Here is a 17,058-nt window from a genome sequence, read left to right on the forward strand (position 1 = left end):
TAGCTAGGATCGTAGTGGCCGCGCGAATATCACCGAGGTGTAATTTATGAATTTCCAGTTTAGAACTTCACGCACTCCCATGGTGCTGGCCTCCAGTGCCACAATAGCCGCCTTGATGCTTACCGGCTGCGGCCAGGAACCCGCACCGGGTGCGCAGACTTCTACGTCTGCCGAAGCCTCCGAATCCGCCCAGCAATCCGATAATACAAATGGGAGCACCGTGGACCAGGACGCACTGTTGCAGATCAATGACCAACTATCTGAGACTCTGGGCGATGAATATGTCCAGGGATGGGTCAAGGATGGCCAGCTAAATGTCTCAACCACCAACGAGAAACAGCTTGACGCCATTGAAGCGGCAGGGGCGGTAGGCCACTTGGTCCAGTTCAGCAATGAAGAATTGCGTTCAGCCATCCAGGAAATTATGAAGTGGCAGGGCAAGCAGGAAAATCCTGTACGCAGCGCCATTCACGCCTATACCTTGAACCCGGAAACCGGCGGCATCACCCTGTCGGTCGACAAGAGCCAGCTTGAAGAAGTGCAGAAGCTGATTGAAGCCGACCAGCCCGTTGGCGACATCCCAGTGGATTACAAACCAAGCGGTGGCATAATGACGCCGGCAGCAACACAGTAGAAGAATATCTGCACGAGCAGATACGCAGCAATGGCCAGTCCCTTTCGTCGGGTCTGGCCATTGCTGGGTCCAGGGGCAACTGGCCGTTGCGGAGCAATGATCAGTTGGGCCTTTGCTGGCACGTAAGATAGGGATCAGACGCAAGCATGGAAGGTACTAATCGAATCGTGAGCGCAGCATCAGCCGAGAATCCTCAAAGTAGGGGACCGCTTTATAAAATATGGCGCTTCGTCCGCGAGATTGTCATCATCATCGCGATTGCCTTGTTGCTCTCGTTCGTGATTAAGACTTTCTTCTTCCGTGCCTACTACATCCCATCGGGCTCCATGGAACACACCTTGGAAGTCGATGACCGGATCTTCGCCAATCTCATGGTTCCCGGCCCATTCGAGCTGGAACGCGGAGATGTCGTAGTCTTCCGCGATGACCAGGAATGGCTGCCGCCACTGACCGAATACCCGACCGCCTTCCAGAACGTGCTCTCCTTTGTCGGCGTACTGCCAGCCGCCGATGAGCAATACCTGGTCAAGCGCATCATCGGCATGCCGGGGGACACCGTGGAATGCTGCAGCGCAGACGGTGCCATCACCATTAACGGCGAACCAATCGTCGAGCCATATATCTATGACGGTGACAACCCCTCGGATATGGACTTCAAGGCCACGGTCCCCGAAGGCAAGCTTTGGGTCATGGGGGATCACCGCGCTGCCAGCGCCGACTCCCGCTTCCACGCTGACCGGCAAGGCGGCTTTGTTGACATCGACTCGGTCCAAGGACGTGCTTCGGTGATTTCCTGGCCTACCTCGCGCTGGAGCACCGTCGACTCCCATGAAGAAGTCTTCGCCAATGTCCCGCATGCAGTGGCTGAGTAATGCAACCGACCAAGGCCAAGTCCAAGAATAAAGCCACCACCCTTGATCACGAGCGCGCCTTGGCCGCCAAACACGCGGTGCGCTACATCGGCGCCGTCGACGAAGTGGGTCGTGGTGCCCTGGCCGGCCCGATCACTGTCGGAATGACTGTCATTGATATCCAGCAGGTCACCGAATTCCCTGAACTGCGCGATTCCAAGCTGCTGAGCCCCGAAGTACGCACCGAACTGGTTGCTCCCGTACAGCAATGGGCCGTGGGCTACGGCGTAGGGCATGCCTCGGCCGCTGAAATTGATGAACTGGGCGTGACCGCTGCCCTGCGCCTTGCAGGATCGCGGGCCATGGCACAGTGCGCCGTCCAACCCGAGGCAGCGCTGCTCGATGGCAGCTATGACTGGCTGAGTGCTCCAGAACCTGACCTTTTCGACATCCTGGCCGATGATCGCGAACCAGTTGGCCTGCACATTCCGGTGACCACCATCATCAAGGGTGATATGACCTGCCAGGCGATCGCCGGAGCCTCCATCTTGGCCAAGGTGGAACGCGATGAGATCATGGTCCAGCTTTCCGCCGAGCACCCCGCCTTCGGATGGGAAATCAACAAGGGCTACGCGACCGCGGCGCACCGTGCCGCCATCGTGGCCCAAGGTCCCTGCGACTACCACCGCAAGAGCTGGAACTTGACTTCAGGTGCCGAACAGGCACAAGGTGAAGCCACGACAAAGAAAGCAAAGTGATGGCTGCCGACGATCTGGAAAACTACGAGTCCGACATGGAGCTGCAGCTATACCGCGAATACAAAACCGTGGTGGGGCTGTTCAACTACGTGGTCGAGACCGAACGCCGCTTCTACCTGGCCAATCAGGTGGACGTGAAAACCCTGAGCAACGCCGGGGAAGTGTACTTCGAACTGAACCTCACCGACGCGTGGGTCTGGGATATCTACCGCCAAGGCCGCTTCGTGAAGTCGGTGAAGGTGCTGACCTTCAAAGACGTGAACGTCGAAGAGCTGAACCCCGATGAGTTCCAGATCCCCAAGGATGGCCTGGACTCCTAGCCACCTGCCTCCACGGTCAAAAACCGATGCTGYTCCCCGAACAGCATCGGTTTCGTGCTTAATCCCTGTTGTCCACAGTCCGTTGGCTGCATAGCCGTAACGTCCCTGAATCCCTTGATGATCCTTGTATTAGTGATCGCGAACATCAAGGAGAGCAGCCATGCAGACCGCGAAGCAGCGTCTCGGGGCCGCAGGGGAACAGGCAGCCGCCGAATATCTGCGCTGCCAGCACTACGAGATACTTGAACGCAATTGGCGTTCTCCGGCCGGTGAGCTGGACTTGGTTGCCCGGGCGGGCAACGGCCAGATCGTGGCAGTGGAGGTCAAAACCCGTTCATCCCAACGTTTTGGATCCGGATTCGATGCAATCAGCCCGGCGAAATTCCGCCGGCTCAACAGGCTGCTGATCCTCTGGGCCCAATCCCATCAGATGTTCATCGTCCAGCTGCGCGTGGACATCGTCGAGGTCTATCCATGTGCCTCCGGGTTCACATGCCAACTGCACGAGGATGTGCACTCATGAGCACCGCCAGGACCAGTGCCGCGGCACTGCATGGGGTGACCGCCTCACTGGTGGAAGTCGAAGCCGATCTGGGCAACGGAATCCCCGGATTCGTCCTGCTGGGATTGCCTGATGCGTCTTTGAATGAGGCCCGTGAACGGATCAAGGCTGCGGCTCGCAACTCAGGGATGCCTTTGGCTAACCGCAAACTGACGGTGAATCTCTCGCCAGCCACTTTGCCAAAGTATGGATCGGGATTTGATCTTGCCATCGTCATCGCCGCATTGGCAGCAGACCAACAACTGCTGGCCTCTGCAGACACCCTGTACATGGCAGAACTTGGATTAGACGGCACTTTGCGGCCAGTTCCCGGGGTACTTCCTGCAGTCCAGCTCGCCAAAGCCCACGGTCTGAAGAATATTGTCGTAGCGGAGGCCAATGGAGCTGAGGCCAAGCTTGTCTCAGGTGTGGAAGTCATTGCTGTTCGCCATCTTGGCCAGGTACTGCGTGCCTGCGGTGCACCGGCGGATCAGATCACCACCTATATGCGTCACCGTCTGCCACAGCAGCTAAGCACACAAGCAAAGCGCGCTTCCACAGGACTCGACCCTGATGAACTGGACCTGAGCTTGGTCAATGGGCAGCAGGAAGCGAGACTGGCCTTGGAACTGGCCGCAGCCGGTGGCCATCACCTGATCATGGTTGGGCCTGCTGGAGCAGGCAAGACGATGCTTGCCAAGTGCCTGCCAACCATTCTGCCGCCGCTGAATGATCAGCAAGCGCTCGAAGCCACCGCCGTTCATTCAATTTCCCGAGGCGTGTCTGATGAATTAACCCAGCTGCAACGGATCCCGCCCTTCGTGGCCCCGCATCATACCGCCTCCCGCTCGGCGCTGATTGGCGGGGGAACAGCACAACTGATTCCCGGGGCCATCACCCGTGCCCACCATGGAATACTATTTCTCGATGAAGCTGCTCAATTCCAAGGTGGAGTGCTCGATGCGCTGCGCCAACCCATCGAGGAAGGCTATATCGACCTGGCAAGGATTCGTGGGCACCAGCACCTGCCAGCGCGCTTCCAACTGATCATGGCATCCAACCCGTGTCCTTGTGGCAAGAACTTTGGAACCGGAACCGGATGCACCTGCACGCCGATGGCCCGACGCCGCTATTTTGCCCGTCTCTCCGGACCCATCCTTGACCGCGTTGACCTGCAAGTCAGAGTCAACCCCGTACCCCAGGCACAATTGCTCAGCGCTGCGCCAAACGAGACCAGCGGACAAGTGCGTGAAAGGGTTCTGGCCACCCGAGCGCGCAGCCAGCAACGACTGCGGAACTTCGCGATCCACTGCAATGCGCAGATACCAACACAGATCCTGAGAAAAGAACTGAAATATCCGTCCAAGACCAAGGCCGCACTGGAAGAACTGGCTACCCGACGAGGTCTTTCTGCACGAGCGATCCACCGATTGCTGCGAGTCGCGTGGACGGTGGCAGACCAGCAACAGCACGCATCCCCGACAACCGATGACCTGGCCATCGCCGCCCATCTTCGCCAGAACCTTGAAGACAGTTAGGTGCCACCCATGGCCATCAACGAAACGAATACAGCTGGCGAGCCAACTTCCGCCACCACGCAAGAACTGCTGGTTCACGCACATCTGAATCAACTCATTGAGCCCAATGACTTTGTCGCCACAGCTTTGCTGGAACTGATGAGCCCAGCTGAGCTCCTGAAACTGATCCAGCGTGAAGACTCCTACCCGGTTGCGCTGAAGAGTTCGGTGGATGGCCTTCTGGGCTACCATCCACCAGCAGACGCCGCCCAGGATTTGAAAGTTGCCTTGACGCGTTGGCGCAAGCGACTGGGCCTATCCAACCCCAAGGCTGCATTGGAAGCCGCAGCGCGCGTGGGTGGCGGGTTGCTGATCCCCGCAGACCCGCGATGGCCACGTCAGCTAGCAGACCTGTCTCTGGGACGCCCCTTGTGCTTGTGGTGGCGAGCTGCCAACCCTGAACTGCTCGAATTCCAAGAGCTTTCGCACAACGTGTCAATTGTCGGTTCGCGAGATGCCAGCGACTATGGCGATCAAGTTACCTTTGATCTCGGACGCACCCTGGCGCTGAAAGGCTGCACCATCGTCTCTGGAGGTGCATACGGGATTGACGCCAGCGCCCACCGAGCCGCGTTGAGCGTGGAAGACTGGCCGTACCAGAATCCGCCAACGATCACCGTGATGGCCGGTGGCATCGACAGGCTGTATCCCTCGGGCAATAGCAACCTTCTGAACCAGATCATTGCCCGCGGTGTACTGATTTCCGAGGTTCCGCCCGGGACAACCTCGGCACGATTCCGCTTTTTGAACCGCAACCGGCTCATTGCGGCGTTGAGCCGGCTGGTCATCATCAGCGAAGCCCGCCACCGATCTGGTGCGCTGAATACAGCCAGCCATGCGGTGGAACTTGGGCGCGATGTTGCTGCCGTGCCGGGCAGCGTCTTTGCTCCTAACTCGGCAGGATGCCACCGCTTGATTGCGGAGGGGAGCGCTGCGCTGCTGACCTCCCCGCAAGACGCGTTGAGCATGGTTGGGGAGCAAGTCCAACAAAATCGTCATGATGCCCCGAGTCTTCAACGACTTGCGGACACCCTGAATCGGGACGAAGCCATGGTGTACGACATCATGCAGTTCACTAAAGGAATGGTAGTCGATGAGATTTCTGCCCGTAGCGGGATACCCCTGATCAAGACGCTCCACGCGATCAACCGGTTGGAGTCCTTGCACATAGCGTCAACGGACGGGATGACCTGGAAGCTGGTGCGCCAAACTAGCAAGCGGGGGAGCTAAGGGTATTCTCGATATTGATGGAGCAAGAATCAAGAACACCAGGCAGCAACGAAATGTCAGCAAAATTCGCTGAGCCGGTGGCAGACTACCTGGAGTACCTGCAACGCGAACGCGGCCGCAGCGCAAATACCCTGCGCGCATATGAAGTCGATCTACGGAATCTCGGCCAGTTCTTGTACAAGCATGCCCACGATCCCAACCTTAAGCAGATCACGGTGGAAACTCTTCGTGATTGGTTGGCGAAGCTTCACGACTCGCAGATTTCCCGGACAACCTTGGCTCGACGGATTTCCGCGGTGAAGAATTTCTTTGCATGGGCACTGAAGCATCAGTTGGTCGACACTGATCCGGCGCTACGGCTAGCAGCCCCCAAAAAGGAACGCAGGCTTCCACATGTGTTGCAGCCAAGCCAGATCGATCGTTTACTTGCCGAGAAGCCCGTGGCTTCTGACGTCCAGGAACAAACCGCCGACCAAGCTGAAAAGGCGCACGATCCCAAGAGCCAGGCGGTGGCGGCACGTGACAAGGTCATTGCCGAGTTGCTCTACGCTTCCGGGCTTCGCATTAGCGAGTTGGTGGCCTTGGATGTCGATGACATCGACTTTGAACGACGTACCTTAAAGGTTCTTGGCAAGGGCAATAAGGAACGGGTAGTTCCCTTTGGCAAGCCTGCCGAGAAAGTGATCATCACCTGGATTCGTTCGCATCGCAAGGTCCTTGCCGGCCCTGAGGCCCAAGGTGCGTTGTTGGTGGGCGTGCGTGGCGGACGGCTAAACGTACGCCAAGCACGGGAAGTAATTTCTAAAGCGTTGCAATCGCTGGGGGATACCGCAGCAAGTGGTCCGCACGCTTTGCGACATACCGTGGCTACTCATTTGCTCGATGGCGGCGCCGATTTACGAGCAGTCCAAGAATTTTTGGGCCACGCTTCGCTGGCCACTACACAGCTCTATACGCACGTTTCAGTAGACCGATTGCGGCAAAGCTACCGTCAAGCCCACCCGCGAGCCTGAATATTTGGAACTAATATCCGAAAATAGCTGATCTGGGTGGCGAAAGGCCTCGTGATCGGGCAAAATGGAAGTATCGGCGGCGATGGCACCGGAACGATGTTGACGTAGGGGAAGACGATCAACACCGCAACGGAGGATGGCATGTCTGCACCGATGACCAGAGGCGTGATTTATATTCATTCCGCCCCTGCAGCGCTATGCCCACATCTGGAATGGGCAATCGGGTCCGTGCTCGGTACTCCAGTAAAAATGGAGTGGACCGAACAGCACGTCGCACCCGGATTTTGTCGCGCCGAAATTGACTGGGTCGGTACCCAAGGCACCGGTGCTCTGCTGACCAGTGAAATGCACGGTTGGCAGCATCTTCGTTTCGAGATCACTGAAGACCCAAGCCCGGGAGCCGATGGTAGCCGTTGGTCGGTAACTCCTGATCTGGGAATCTTCCACGCTACGGTCGACTGTGCTGGCAATGTCATGGTCAGTGAAGAACGCATCCGTTGGGCCTATGAAAAAGGCGACGGCAATCCTTCAATCTTCTACCAAGAAATGTCCATCGCTCTTGGCGAGGCATGGGATGAAGAGCTTGAACCTTTCCGTCACGCAGGCGAAGATGCCCCTGTGCGATGGCTCAACCAGGTGGTATAACAACTGGTTACTTAGTCTCTGGGTGATTAGTCATTAAGAGCCCAGAAACGACCCCCATGGTGCGGGGTTGTTACCAAAAGAAGCGGGATCCCATGCCGGAGATCCCGCTTCTTGTGTTAACTGCCAGGTGCGGCCACGAGAGCTGAAGTGCAGCGCTAAGCTCATGGCAATGAAGACCAGTCAGGCCCCAGAAGACTGTTCCCGGAACGGCAGTCAACCTTGAGGACGGGGCCTTGCCGTAGATCGCTGCGCAGCCCATGGAATTTCCGCCGCTGCACAATCCCTGCCTGCTTGATCACGAGCATGGCGGACGGGGAGTCTAGCTGCTGGATCCTTCCGGCCACGACCTGGAATTTGATCACCGAGCCCTACCTTCCAGCTGCTGGCTAGGATTGCCTGGCTACCGCTGGACCTTGAAGACGTTCTTCTGGATACCGTTGGGGTAGGCAACGGAGTCCACGAGTTCTAGCTTCTGCGCTGCCAGGTCGGACTGGCTGAACAGGCGCTTGCCGGCGCCGAGTAGAACTGGGAAGACCAGAAGGTTGTACTGGTCGATGAGCTGGTGTTCCTGCAAGGAACGCACCATGGTCCCGGAGCCGTGGATACTGATGGGACCACCTTCGCCGGCGCGAAGCCTGGCCACGTCGGCTACTGAACGCAAGATGCTGGTCTCGCCCCAGTTATCGACCAAGTCTTTCTCCTGCAAGGTGGTGGAGAGCACGTACTTTGGCATCGCGTTGTACTGCGGAAATTCCTCGGTCATCGACGGCCACACCGCAGAGAAGGATTCGTAGCTCTTGCGGCCTAGGAGCATTGCACTGGCTTCGCCTTGCTCGGTTCCCTTGAGTTCATATGCGGCCGGATCGAACTCGACTGAATTCATCGTCCACCCTGTATTGCGGTAGCCCTCTTCACCACCGGGTGCTTCAACAACACCGTCCAAGGAAATGAATGAGGTAGCAATGAGAGTGCGCATGAGGTCGGATCCTTAGCCTAGGTGCATTCATCAGGCGTGCTCGCCGATGCATTGCGATACTAGAGCCTAACGAACCTGCTCGTACCGAGCAATAGCTGCGAGGCTATCTCCGGCAAGTTAAACACCTCTGGGTTGGGCGAAGAAAATTCTTCACCCAACCCAGTGCGCATCCAGCAAACTGCTGGTTGAGGAACTAGACGCTGCGGATTGCGACGACTGCGTTGTGGCCGCCGAAACCGAAGGAGTTGTTCAGCGCAACGATGGTGCCTTCAGCTGGCAGCTGTGCAGGCTCGCCGGTGACGACCTTCAGCGGGATCTCTGGATCCTGGTTGTCCAAGTTGATGGTCACCGGAGCCTTGCGGTTGTAGATCGCCAGTGCACACAGCACGGACTCCACAGCACCGGAAGCACCCAGCAGGTGGCCCATCTGGGACTTGGTTGCCGAAACCCAGACATTATCCAGGTGATCGCCCAGGGCGTTCTTCAGCGCAGCGTACTCTGGCTTATCGCCAACCGGAGTGGAGGTCGCGTGCGCGTTGACGTGGACAACGTCTTCTGGCTGGATGCGGCCATCGAACATCGCGGCCTTCAGGGCACGGGTAGCCCCGGTGCCTTCCGGATCCGGTGCGGTGATGTGGTGCGCGTCGGAGGTCACCGAGGAGCCGGCCAGCTCAGCGTAGATGCGAGCGCCACGGGCAATGGCGTGCTCTTCAGCTTCCAGCACCAGTGCGCCAGCGCCTTCGCCCATCACGAAGCCATCGCGGTCCACGTCGTAGGGACGCGAAGCCTTGGTTGGATCATCGTTGCGGCGCGAGAGAGCGTGCATGGATGCGAATGCGGCCATTGGCATTGGGTGGATCGCAGCTTCAGCGCCGCCAACCATCACTACATCGGCCTTGCCCGAGCGGATCAGCTCCAGGCCCACGTGCATGGCTTCGGTACCGGAAGCGCAAGCGGACACTGGGGTGTGCGCGCCACCGGCGGCACCCAGATCCAGCGACACGGCAGCTGCTGGGCCGTTAGGCATCAGCATTGGCACGGTCATTGGCAGAACGCGGCGTGGGCCCTTTTCGCGCAGGGTGTCCCAAGCGTTAAGCAGGGTCCAAACGCCACCGATGCCGGTTGCGAAGGCAACGGCCAGCTTGTTCTGGTCCATCTCTTCCTTGACCAGACCGGAATCGGCCCAGGCTTCACGGGCAGCAACCACAGCGAACTGGGTCGATGGGTCCATGCGCTTGGTTTCTGGGCGGGTGAGAACCTCGGTCGGCTGCACAGCAGCGCGGGCGGCGAAGGTGACAGGCAGGTCGTATTCCTTAACCCAGTCGTCTTCCAGGGTTACGGCGCCGGAAACGCCTTTGAGGGCGTTTTCCCACAGGGTGGGAACATCCCCGCCGATTGGGGTGGTGGCTCCGAGACCGGTGATCACTACTTTGCGCGCCATCATCAAACTCTCTACTGTGCGGATAAGAACTATGCTTTGAAATTCAGGGGGCCGGCTTGACGTACCGGCCGGTGTGCGCGGCTTGCCCGCACAACGGTCTGGCGATGAACGCCAGGAAGCTTAGGCCTGTGCGCCAGCGATGAAGGTGACGGCGTCGCCGACGGTCTTCAGGTTCTTGACCTCTTCGTCAGGGATCTTAACCTCGAACTTTTCCTCAGCCTCAACGACGATGGTCATCATCGAGATCGAGTCGATGTCCAGGTCCTCGGTGAAGGACTTGTCCAGCTGCACGTCTGCTTCGTCCAGGCCGGTCTCGGAGTTGACGATTTCGGCGAGGCCCGCCAGGATTTCTTCGTTGCTAGCCATGGATGGCTCCTTTTCTTCTTAGCCGGAGGACTCCGGTCATTTTTGTGGCCAGTACCGGATCCTGTTTTCCAGGAACCGGCTCCGGCCGGCTTAATGAAACTTGGGTGGTGCATCAACGATGCGCGGCACGTTTCGTCGGTTTAAAGCTTAGGCCAGAGATGCGCTTGGCAGCCGCAACATGACGTTCCCGGCGTGCACAATCTTTTCAGTGGCCCCGTATGCCTAGCTGGCGGTGTGCTCGGTGATGAATGCCTGGGCAGCTTCCAGATCCGCAGGGGACTTCACAGCCAGGGTCTTTACGCCCTTCAGGCCACGGCGGGCCAAGCCTACGAGGGTGCCAGCTGGCGCCAGCTCCAGCACGCCGGTGACGCCGGCTGCTGCCAACGACTCCATGCACAGGTCCCAGCGGACCGGGCGGGAGACCTGGGCTACCAATGAATCGAGGTTCGCCTGGCCATTGGCAACAGCTTGGCCATCGAAGTTCGAAAGCAGGGTTGCTGCCGGATCCTTGGCGATGAGGGTGTTGGCAAGTTCCTGCAGGGTGGCGACCGCTGGCTGCATGTGAGCGGTGTGGAATGCACCGGCAACCTTCAGCGGGATGACCCGGGCCTTGGCTGGCGGGTTCTCGCCCAGGGCAGCAAGCTGCTCAAGGGTGCCTGCGGCTACGGTCTGCCCGCCACCGTTGGCGTTTGCTGGCGTCAGGCCCAATTCATCGAGCCTGGCCAGGACCTCTTCAGGGTCGCCGCCAAGAACAGCGGCCATGCCGGTCGGGGTGGCCGCGGCGGCTTCTGCCATCGCATTGGCGCGCACCTTCACGAAGTTCATCGCGTCGGCTTCATCCAGCGCGCCGGCCAAGGCCGAGGCAGTGATCTCGCCGACCGAGTGTCCGGCCACGATGACGTTTGCTGGCAGCTGCTGGCCGAAGAGTGCACGGGCCGTGATCAGGCCGGCGGCAACGATCAGCGGCTGGGCGACGGCGGTGTCCTTGATGGTCTCTTCATCAGAAGTGGTGCCGTGGGCAGTGAGGTCGCGCTCGGTGATCGAGCTGAGCGTCTGCAGATGCTCGGCAACACCGTCGACGTTGAGCCATTCGGTGAGGAAACCTGGGGTCTGGGAGCCCTGTCCAGGGCAAACGATTGCTAACACTCTTACAGCTTTCCAAATATTGGGAGCTTTTGGCTCTTCATTTGAGTACCAAGCTCGTGGTGACTGTTTGTAGGATCTCTACAAAAGCTTAGCGTATCCAGAAGCTAGATTCCGCTGAAATGCGCGATCAACTCGGAATTAACCGTGCCGGTAGCTTGATGCTCTTTGGTTGAAGCCTACAAGTTCGACTCGTGAAGCCGTCCAAAGAGCAGTGCGGTTTGCAGGACAAAAGCATCGCGTGGAACCAACGGATCCCACCCGGTGACCTCGCTGACCCGCTTGAGCCGGTAGCGCACGGTGTTGGCGTGGACGAAAAGTTCGCGTGCGGAGCCTTCCAAGGAGTGGCCCAGCGCCAAGTAGCTGGAAAGAGTTTCGGCCAAGCCATTGGAGGCCTGCTGCAAGGGCCGGTAGACCTGCTCGATCAAGGCGGTGCGGGCCAGCTCATCGCCATTGCAGGCGCGCTCTGGCCACAGGTCATCGGCGCCGATCGGATTAGGCGCCTGCGGCCAGGCCTTGGCGGCGCTGAATCCTGCCACCGCCGCGGCAGCTGCCTGATGCATTTCCTTGACCGTGGGTGCCAAGGGGGAGTAGACCACGGGTCCGGGTCCGAAGAACCGGGTGAGGCGGCTCAGGTCGGCTTCATCGAATTTGGTATCCGAAAGCATCAGCACCGAACGATCGCCGAGCACCCCCACCAGGGAATCGCGCGAGTAGCGGATGGCCATGCGGCGCAGAGCCGAAACGAAGGTGGCGGCATTGGAGGACGGGGTGGTGCCCACCAGGATGCGGATGTTCTTCTGCGACTTCCAGCCGATCGCGGCAATCCGCGAGGCCAGGGAATCGTGGGCTTCGCCATGCAGCACCGCATCGACCACGTGGGCTTCGAGGCGAGAGTCCCATGCGCCGCGGGTTTCAGCGGCGCGGGCGTAGACATCAGCGGCGGCAAAGGCCACTTCACGTGAATAGCGCAGCACCGCTTCGCGCAGGGCGGCCTGTTCTGCTTCGGGGGCAATATCCGGGACCTGGGATTCGACGACTTCCACGATGGTGCGCAGCAGGCCCAGGGCTTTTTGCAAGGAGATGGAGCGGGTCAGCTCGGTGGGAGCGGCACCGAAGACATCGGTGACCACCCAGGAGGGGGTGGAGGAAGGATCTTCGTACCAGGAGACGAACGTGGAGATGCCCTTTTGGGCGATCAGGCCCAGGGCCGCGCGCTCATTGGGGGCCAGGGAACGGTACCAGGGCAATTGCTGGTCCAGGTACTTCAGCGCGGTGGTGGACAGCACGCCAATATGGTTTTTGAGTCGCTTGAGCGTTGCACTGCTGGGGGCCGGGGATTGGCTGGGGCGATTCTTCGGAGCTGCTGCGGCATCCATTTCAGGACTCATGGTTTCCAGCTTAGTTTCTTTTCCCTGCCGGTGCCCTGTGCAGAGGCTAAAGGTGAGATTAAAAGAGCCAGCTGCCCGTCTGCGAATTGCTTCGCAGACGGGCAGCTGGTCAGCTGGACTTATCCCGCTTCGCTTAGGCGTCTCCGCCAGCGTTGCCGGACTGGCCGGCGTTCGGGTTGTTCAGGTCGTACTTGGCGTGGGCCTTCACTGCGGTGTCCGCAGGGATTTCGCCACGCTCTACCAGCGACTGCAAGGTCTGTACTACCAGCGAGTGCGCATCGATCTTGAAGAAGCGACGGGCTGCCGCACGGGTGTCCGAGAAGCCGAAGCCATCAGCACCGAGGGTGTGGAATTCACCTGGTACGTATGGGCGCAGCTGTTCAGGCACGGCACGCATGTAGTCGGTGGTCGCGATGACTGGGCCCGGGGTGGACTCCAGCTTGCTGGTCACGTACGGGGTACGGCGGGCCTTGGAAGGATCCACCAGCACCTCGGCGTCGGCGCGCTGGCCGTCGCGGGCCAGTTCGTTCCACGAGGTAACCGACCAGACATCGGCCGATACGCCCCACTCGTCGGCCAAGATGGCCTGTGCTTCCAGAGCCCATGGCACGGCCACGCCGGAGGCCAGCAGCTGAGCGCGCGGGCCGTCGGTGGTAGCTTCCTTGAGCAGGTGGATGCCCTTGATGATGCCTTCCACGTCAACGTTCTCCGGCTCAGCTGGCTGGCTGATTGGCTCGTTGTACACGGTCAGGTAGTACATCACGTTTGGATCGGCGTGGTTGCCGCCGTACATGCGTTCCAGGCCGGAGCGCATGATGTGCCCGATTTCGTAACCGTAGGCAGGATCGTAGGTGATCACTGCCGGGTTGGTCGAAGCCAGGATTGGCGAGTGGCCATCGGCGTGCTGCAGGCCTTCACCGGTCAGGGTGGTGCGGCCGGCGGTAGCGCCGATGATGAAGCCACGGGTCATCTGGTCGCCGGCAGCCCAGAACTGGTCGCCGGTGCGCTGGAAGCCGAACATCGAGTAGAAAACGTAGATCGGGATCAGCGGTTCGTCGTGGGTCGAGTAGCTGGTGCCGGCAGCGGTGAATGCTGCGACGGCGCCGGCCTCGTTGATGCCCGGGTGGATCAGCTGGCCCTGAGGGGATTCCTTGTAGGCCAGAACCAGGTCGCGGTCTACGGACAGGTAGTTCTGGCCGCCTGGGTTGTAGATCTTCGCGGTCGGGAAGAACGAGTCCATGCCGAAGGTGCGCGATTCGTCGGGGACGATCGGCACGATGCGGTGGCCGAATTCTTTGTCGCGCATCAGGTCCTTGAGCAGGCGCACGAAGGCCATGGTGGTGGCCGCCTGCTGCTTGCCCGAACCGCGCTTGGCGATCGCGTAGGCCTTATCGCCTGGCAGGGACAGCTTCTTGGAAGCTTCCTGGCGGCGGGTAGGAATCGAACCGCCAAGAGCTGCGCGGCGCTCCATCATGTACTTGTACTCAGCCGAATCCTCGGTTGGGCGGTAGTACGGAGGAGTGTAGAGGTCAGCTTCGAGCTGCTCATCGGTAATAGGGATGCGCAGGTGATCACGGAACTTCTTCAAGTCTTCCATGGTCAGCTTCTTCATCTGGTGGGTCGCGTTGCGAGCCTCGAAGTGCGAGCCCAAGCCGTAGCCCTTGACGGTCTTGGCCAAGATGACAGTTGGCTTGCCCTTGAACTCGGAAGCTGCCTTGTAGGCTGCGTAGACCTTGTGGTAATCGTGGCCACCGCGCTTCAGGTTCCAGATCTCGTCGTCGGTCATGTCGGCAACCAATTCCTTGGTTTCCGGACGCTGGCCGAAGAAGTGCTCGCGAACGAACGCGCCGGACTCGGCCTTGTAGGTCTGGTAGTCGCCATCCGGGGTCTGGTTCATGACGTCAACCAGGGCGTTGGTCTTGTCGGCTTCGAGCAGGGCATCCCACTCGCGGCCCCAAGCAACCTTGATGACGTTCCAGCCGGCACCGCGGAAGAAGGCTTCCAGTTCCTGCATGATCTTGCCATTGCCGCGAACCGGGCCGTCAAGGCGCTGCAGGTTGCAGTTGATGACGAAGTTCAGGTTATCGAGCTTCTCGTTGGCAGCAAGCTGCAGGAAGCCGCGCGACTCTGGCTCGTCCATTTCGCCGTCGCCCAGGAAGGCCCAGACCTGCTGGTCGGAGGTGTCCTTGATGCCGCGGTTCTGCAGGTAGCGGTTCAGCTGTGCCTGGTAGATGGCGTTAGCTGGGCCGATGCCCATCGACACGGTCGGGAATTCCCAGAAGTCAGGAAGCGAGCGTGGGTGCGGGTAGGAAGGAAGCGCATGGCCTTCCTTCGACTTTTCCTGGCGGAATCCGTCCATGTCCTCTTCGGACAGGCGGCCTTCGAGGAACGCGCGGGCGTACATGCCCGGGGACGCGTGGCCCTGGAAGAAGATCTGGTCGCCGCCGCCTGGGTGGTTCTTGCCGCGGAAGAAGTGGTTGAACCCTACTTCATACAGGGTCGCTGCACCGGCGTAGGTGGAGATGTGTCCGCCAACACCGATGGCGGGGTTCTGAGCGCGGTGCACCATGATGGCTGCATTCCAGCGCATGAATGCGCGGTAGCGGCGCTCGATGGCTTCATCGCCCGGGAATTCTGGTTCCTGGTCAACAGGAATGGTGTTCACGTAATCGGTGGTGGTCACGTGTGGCACGCCCACGGACTTGGCACCTGCGCGCTGCAGCAGCGAGCGGATAATGAACTGGGCACGCTCGGTGCCCTGGCTCTCTACGAGCGAGTCAAACGAGTCCATCCATTCCTGAGTTTCCTCAGGGTCCCGATCGGAGAGCTGGTAAGTCAGCCCGCTACGGATCTGGGAGATGTGTTCCTCTACAGCCACGGAAGCTCCTTGATTGAATTGCGGCTCCATCGCTTTGCAGTTATCCACTGCGGTGCAACGGTATTGGGACAACGGGTGCAGTAACACTGGAGTGATGTGCACTGTCGGTTCATATGCAACTCTAGTGTTAAAAGCACCGGTTTGGTGTCTTGATTTCCAGCAAAAACAGGCATAAAACATACATTTGAAGTGACTTGTGCAACCTTGTACTAGGTCTATCTCGCACACACTCATGTGAGTATGGTGCGGGTCACGTCGATCTGGGTTATATTTGTTCGGCGTGTTATCGCTGCAGCGCTTGAACGGAACGGCAAAACCGTGTTTCGTTGGTAGTAACGCTTTGCACCAGCAGGAGGAATGAAGTGAGCGACGCCGTATCGGCAAACTTGGAGCCCGCCAAAAAATTGGGCTTCGCTAATGAAGACCTTATTCAGGAACTGGGTTACGACGATGACGTGGATTACGATCTGCGTGACTCAATCGAGGACCTGATTGGTTCAGAGCTGCTCACCGAAGAGGACCATGACGTTGTCGACGCAGTCATTTTCTGGTGGCGCGACGGCGATGGAGATCTAGTTGACGCATTGATGGACTCGCTGAACTGCTTGGACGAGAACGGCATTATTTGGCTGCTCACCCCAAAGCAGGGTCGCGAGGGACATGTATCCCCAGCACTTATCCAGCAGGAGGCACCAACCGCCGGCCTGCATGTAACTACGAGTGAAGGCGTATCGGAGGATTGGTCCGCAATCCGCCTCGCCCCACGTAAGAAGAACTAATGATTCAAGCAGGTTCACGCCTGTTCGACTTCTCGCTGGAAAATCAGTACGGCGAAACGATAACCAGTACCGGGCTGTCCAACGGCCGGGTGCTGGTTGTCTTTTATCCGTGGGCGTTTTCACGGGTATGCGGGTCGGAACTGGCGACACTTCAGGAACACCACGAATTTTTCGCGCAGCGGCAGGTGCGCGTCATCGGCATTTCGGTGGACCATAAATTCACCCTGCGCAACTATGCCGAATCCCTAGGTCTGGACTTCGAGCTTTTGGCGGACTTCTGGCCACATGGAGCTGTCGCGCAACAAGCTGATGCCTTTGACTCGGAGCGTGGTGTGGCTACCAGGCTCTCCATCTACGTGGTTGACGGACAGGTACGCGATGTTTTCCGGAGTGAAATGACGCAGCCACGAAAAATTGAAGACTATCAAGCTGCGGTGGAACGCAGCCTGTAGCGGTGGAAAAATAGGTGTGTGCCAGTTCACGGAAAATATCGCCTTCTCGATTTGCCCGGGTGG

Annotated in this window: 17 protein-coding genes; 11 read left to right on the forward strand and 6 right to left on the reverse strand. The window is 59.1% G+C overall.

Annotated features, from left to right (window positions below; all coding sequences use genetic code 11):
* The first annotated feature begins 46 nt into the window (after window positions 1–46).
* From AB4Y71_RS09300 to AB4Y71_RS09340, 9 genes are all read left to right on the forward strand, one after another.
* Complete coding sequence (locus tag AB4Y71_RS09300) at window positions 47–634, forward strand: hypothetical protein (protein WP_441719896.1); 588 nt, start codon at window positions 47–49, stop codon at window positions 632–634.
* Between the two features lie 167 nt (window positions 635–801).
* Window positions 802–1,506 carry a signal peptidase I gene (gene lepB, locus AB4Y71_RS09305; RefSeq protein ID WP_441719899.1) on the forward strand — a complete coding sequence of 235 codons (705 nt, stop codon included), beginning with the start codon at window positions 802–804 and terminating at the stop codon, window positions 1,504–1,506.
* Window positions 1,506–2,243, forward strand: a complete 738-nt coding sequence (locus AB4Y71_RS09310) for a ribonuclease HII (protein ID WP_441719901.1) — start codon at window positions 1,506–1,508, stop codon at window positions 2,241–2,243. The genes lepB and AB4Y71_RS09310 overlap by 1 nt, the downstream gene beginning before the upstream one ends.
* Window positions 2,243–2,563, forward strand: a complete 321-nt coding sequence (locus tag AB4Y71_RS09315) for a DUF2469 domain-containing protein (RefSeq protein WP_134780290.1) — start codon at window positions 2,243–2,245, stop codon at window positions 2,561–2,563. The genes AB4Y71_RS09310 and AB4Y71_RS09315 overlap by 1 nt, the downstream gene beginning before the upstream one ends.
* Window positions 2,564–2,723: 160 nt before the next feature.
* Window positions 2,724–3,086, forward strand: a complete 363-nt coding sequence (locus AB4Y71_RS09320; RefSeq protein ID WP_441719903.1) for a YraN family protein — start codon at window positions 2,724–2,726, stop codon at window positions 3,084–3,086.
* Window positions 3,083–4,642, forward strand: coding sequence for a YifB family Mg chelatase-like AAA ATPase (locus AB4Y71_RS09325; protein WP_441719904.1), 1,560 nt, complete (start codon window positions 3,083–3,085; stop codon window positions 4,640–4,642). Before AB4Y71_RS09320 ends, AB4Y71_RS09325 begins: the two co-directional genes overlap by 4 nt.
* Before the next feature lie 9 nt (window positions 4,643–4,651).
* Window positions 4,652–5,911 (forward strand): DNA-processing protein DprA, encoded by a 1,260-nt coding sequence (dprA, locus tag AB4Y71_RS09330; RefSeq protein WP_441719906.1) that lies wholly within the window; start codon window positions 4,652–4,654, stop codon window positions 5,909–5,911.
* A gap of 53 nt (window positions 5,912–5,964) precedes the next feature.
* Entirely contained in the window at window positions 5,965–6,924 is a 960-nt protein-coding gene (locus AB4Y71_RS09335) for a tyrosine recombinase XerC (RefSeq protein WP_441719908.1), read from the forward strand.
* 141 nt (window positions 6,925–7,065) lie between these two features.
* Window positions 7,066–7,569, forward strand: a complete 504-nt coding sequence (locus AB4Y71_RS09340; RefSeq protein WP_417366106.1) for a DUF3145 domain-containing protein — start codon at window positions 7,066–7,068, stop codon at window positions 7,567–7,569.
* Window positions 7,570–7,969: 400 nt separating this feature from the next.
* On the opposite strand, the gene AB4Y71_RS09345 is transcribed toward AB4Y71_RS09340, so the two are convergent.
* From AB4Y71_RS09345 to aceE, 6 genes are all read right to left on the reverse strand, one after another.
* Window positions 7,970–8,545: a dihydrofolate reductase family protein gene (locus tag AB4Y71_RS09345; protein WP_417366104.1), complete on the reverse strand. Its 576-nt coding sequence runs from the start codon at window positions 8,543–8,545 to the stop codon at window positions 7,970–7,972.
* Between the two features lie 193 nt (window positions 8,546–8,738).
* Window positions 8,739–9,986 carry a beta-ketoacyl-ACP synthase II gene (gene fabF, locus AB4Y71_RS09350; RefSeq protein ID WP_013348882.1) on the reverse strand — a complete coding sequence of 416 codons (1,248 nt, stop codon included), beginning with the start codon at window positions 9,984–9,986 and terminating at the stop codon, window positions 8,739–8,741.
* A 120-nt stretch (window positions 9,987–10,106) separates the two neighbouring features.
* Window positions 10,107–10,352 (reverse strand): acyl carrier protein, encoded by a 246-nt coding sequence (locus AB4Y71_RS09355; RefSeq protein WP_013348883.1) that lies wholly within the window; start codon window positions 10,350–10,352, stop codon window positions 10,107–10,109.
* A 222-nt stretch (window positions 10,353–10,574) separates the two neighbouring features.
* A complete protein-coding gene (locus AB4Y71_RS09360) occupies window positions 10,575–11,498 on the reverse strand; it encodes an ACP S-malonyltransferase (RefSeq protein WP_441719912.1) in 924 nt (307 codons plus the stop codon).
* 176 nt (window positions 11,499–11,674) lie between these two features.
* A complete protein-coding gene (locus AB4Y71_RS09365) occupies window positions 11,675–12,886 on the reverse strand; it encodes a PucR family transcriptional regulator (protein WP_441719915.1) in 1,212 nt (403 codons plus the stop codon).
* A 133-nt stretch (window positions 12,887–13,019) separates the two neighbouring features.
* Complete coding sequence (gene aceE, locus AB4Y71_RS09370; RefSeq protein WP_441720586.1) at window positions 13,020–15,794, reverse strand: pyruvate dehydrogenase (acetyl-transferring), homodimeric type; 2,775 nt, start codon at window positions 15,792–15,794, stop codon at window positions 13,020–13,022.
* A 332-nt stretch (window positions 15,795–16,126) separates the two neighbouring features.
* On the opposite strand from aceE, the gene AB4Y71_RS09375 reads away from it, so the two are divergent.
* Together AB4Y71_RS09375 and AB4Y71_RS09380 are read left to right on the forward strand one after the other, a co-directional pair.
* Entirely contained in the window at window positions 16,127–16,543 is a 417-nt protein-coding gene (locus AB4Y71_RS09375) for a DUF3052 domain-containing protein (RefSeq protein WP_013348887.1), read from the forward strand.
* Complete coding sequence (locus AB4Y71_RS09380) at window positions 16,543–16,995, forward strand: redoxin domain-containing protein (RefSeq protein WP_441719918.1); 453 nt, start codon at window positions 16,543–16,545, stop codon at window positions 16,993–16,995. The genes AB4Y71_RS09375 and AB4Y71_RS09380 overlap by 1 nt, the downstream gene beginning before the upstream one ends.
* Window positions 16,996–17,058: the final 63 nt, after the last annotated feature.

It is taken from the genome of Glutamicibacter sp. MCAF14 (assembly GCF_052114325.1).
Lineage (GTDB): Bacteria > Actinomycetota > Actinomycetes > Actinomycetales > Micrococcaceae > Glutamicibacter > Glutamicibacter arilaitensis.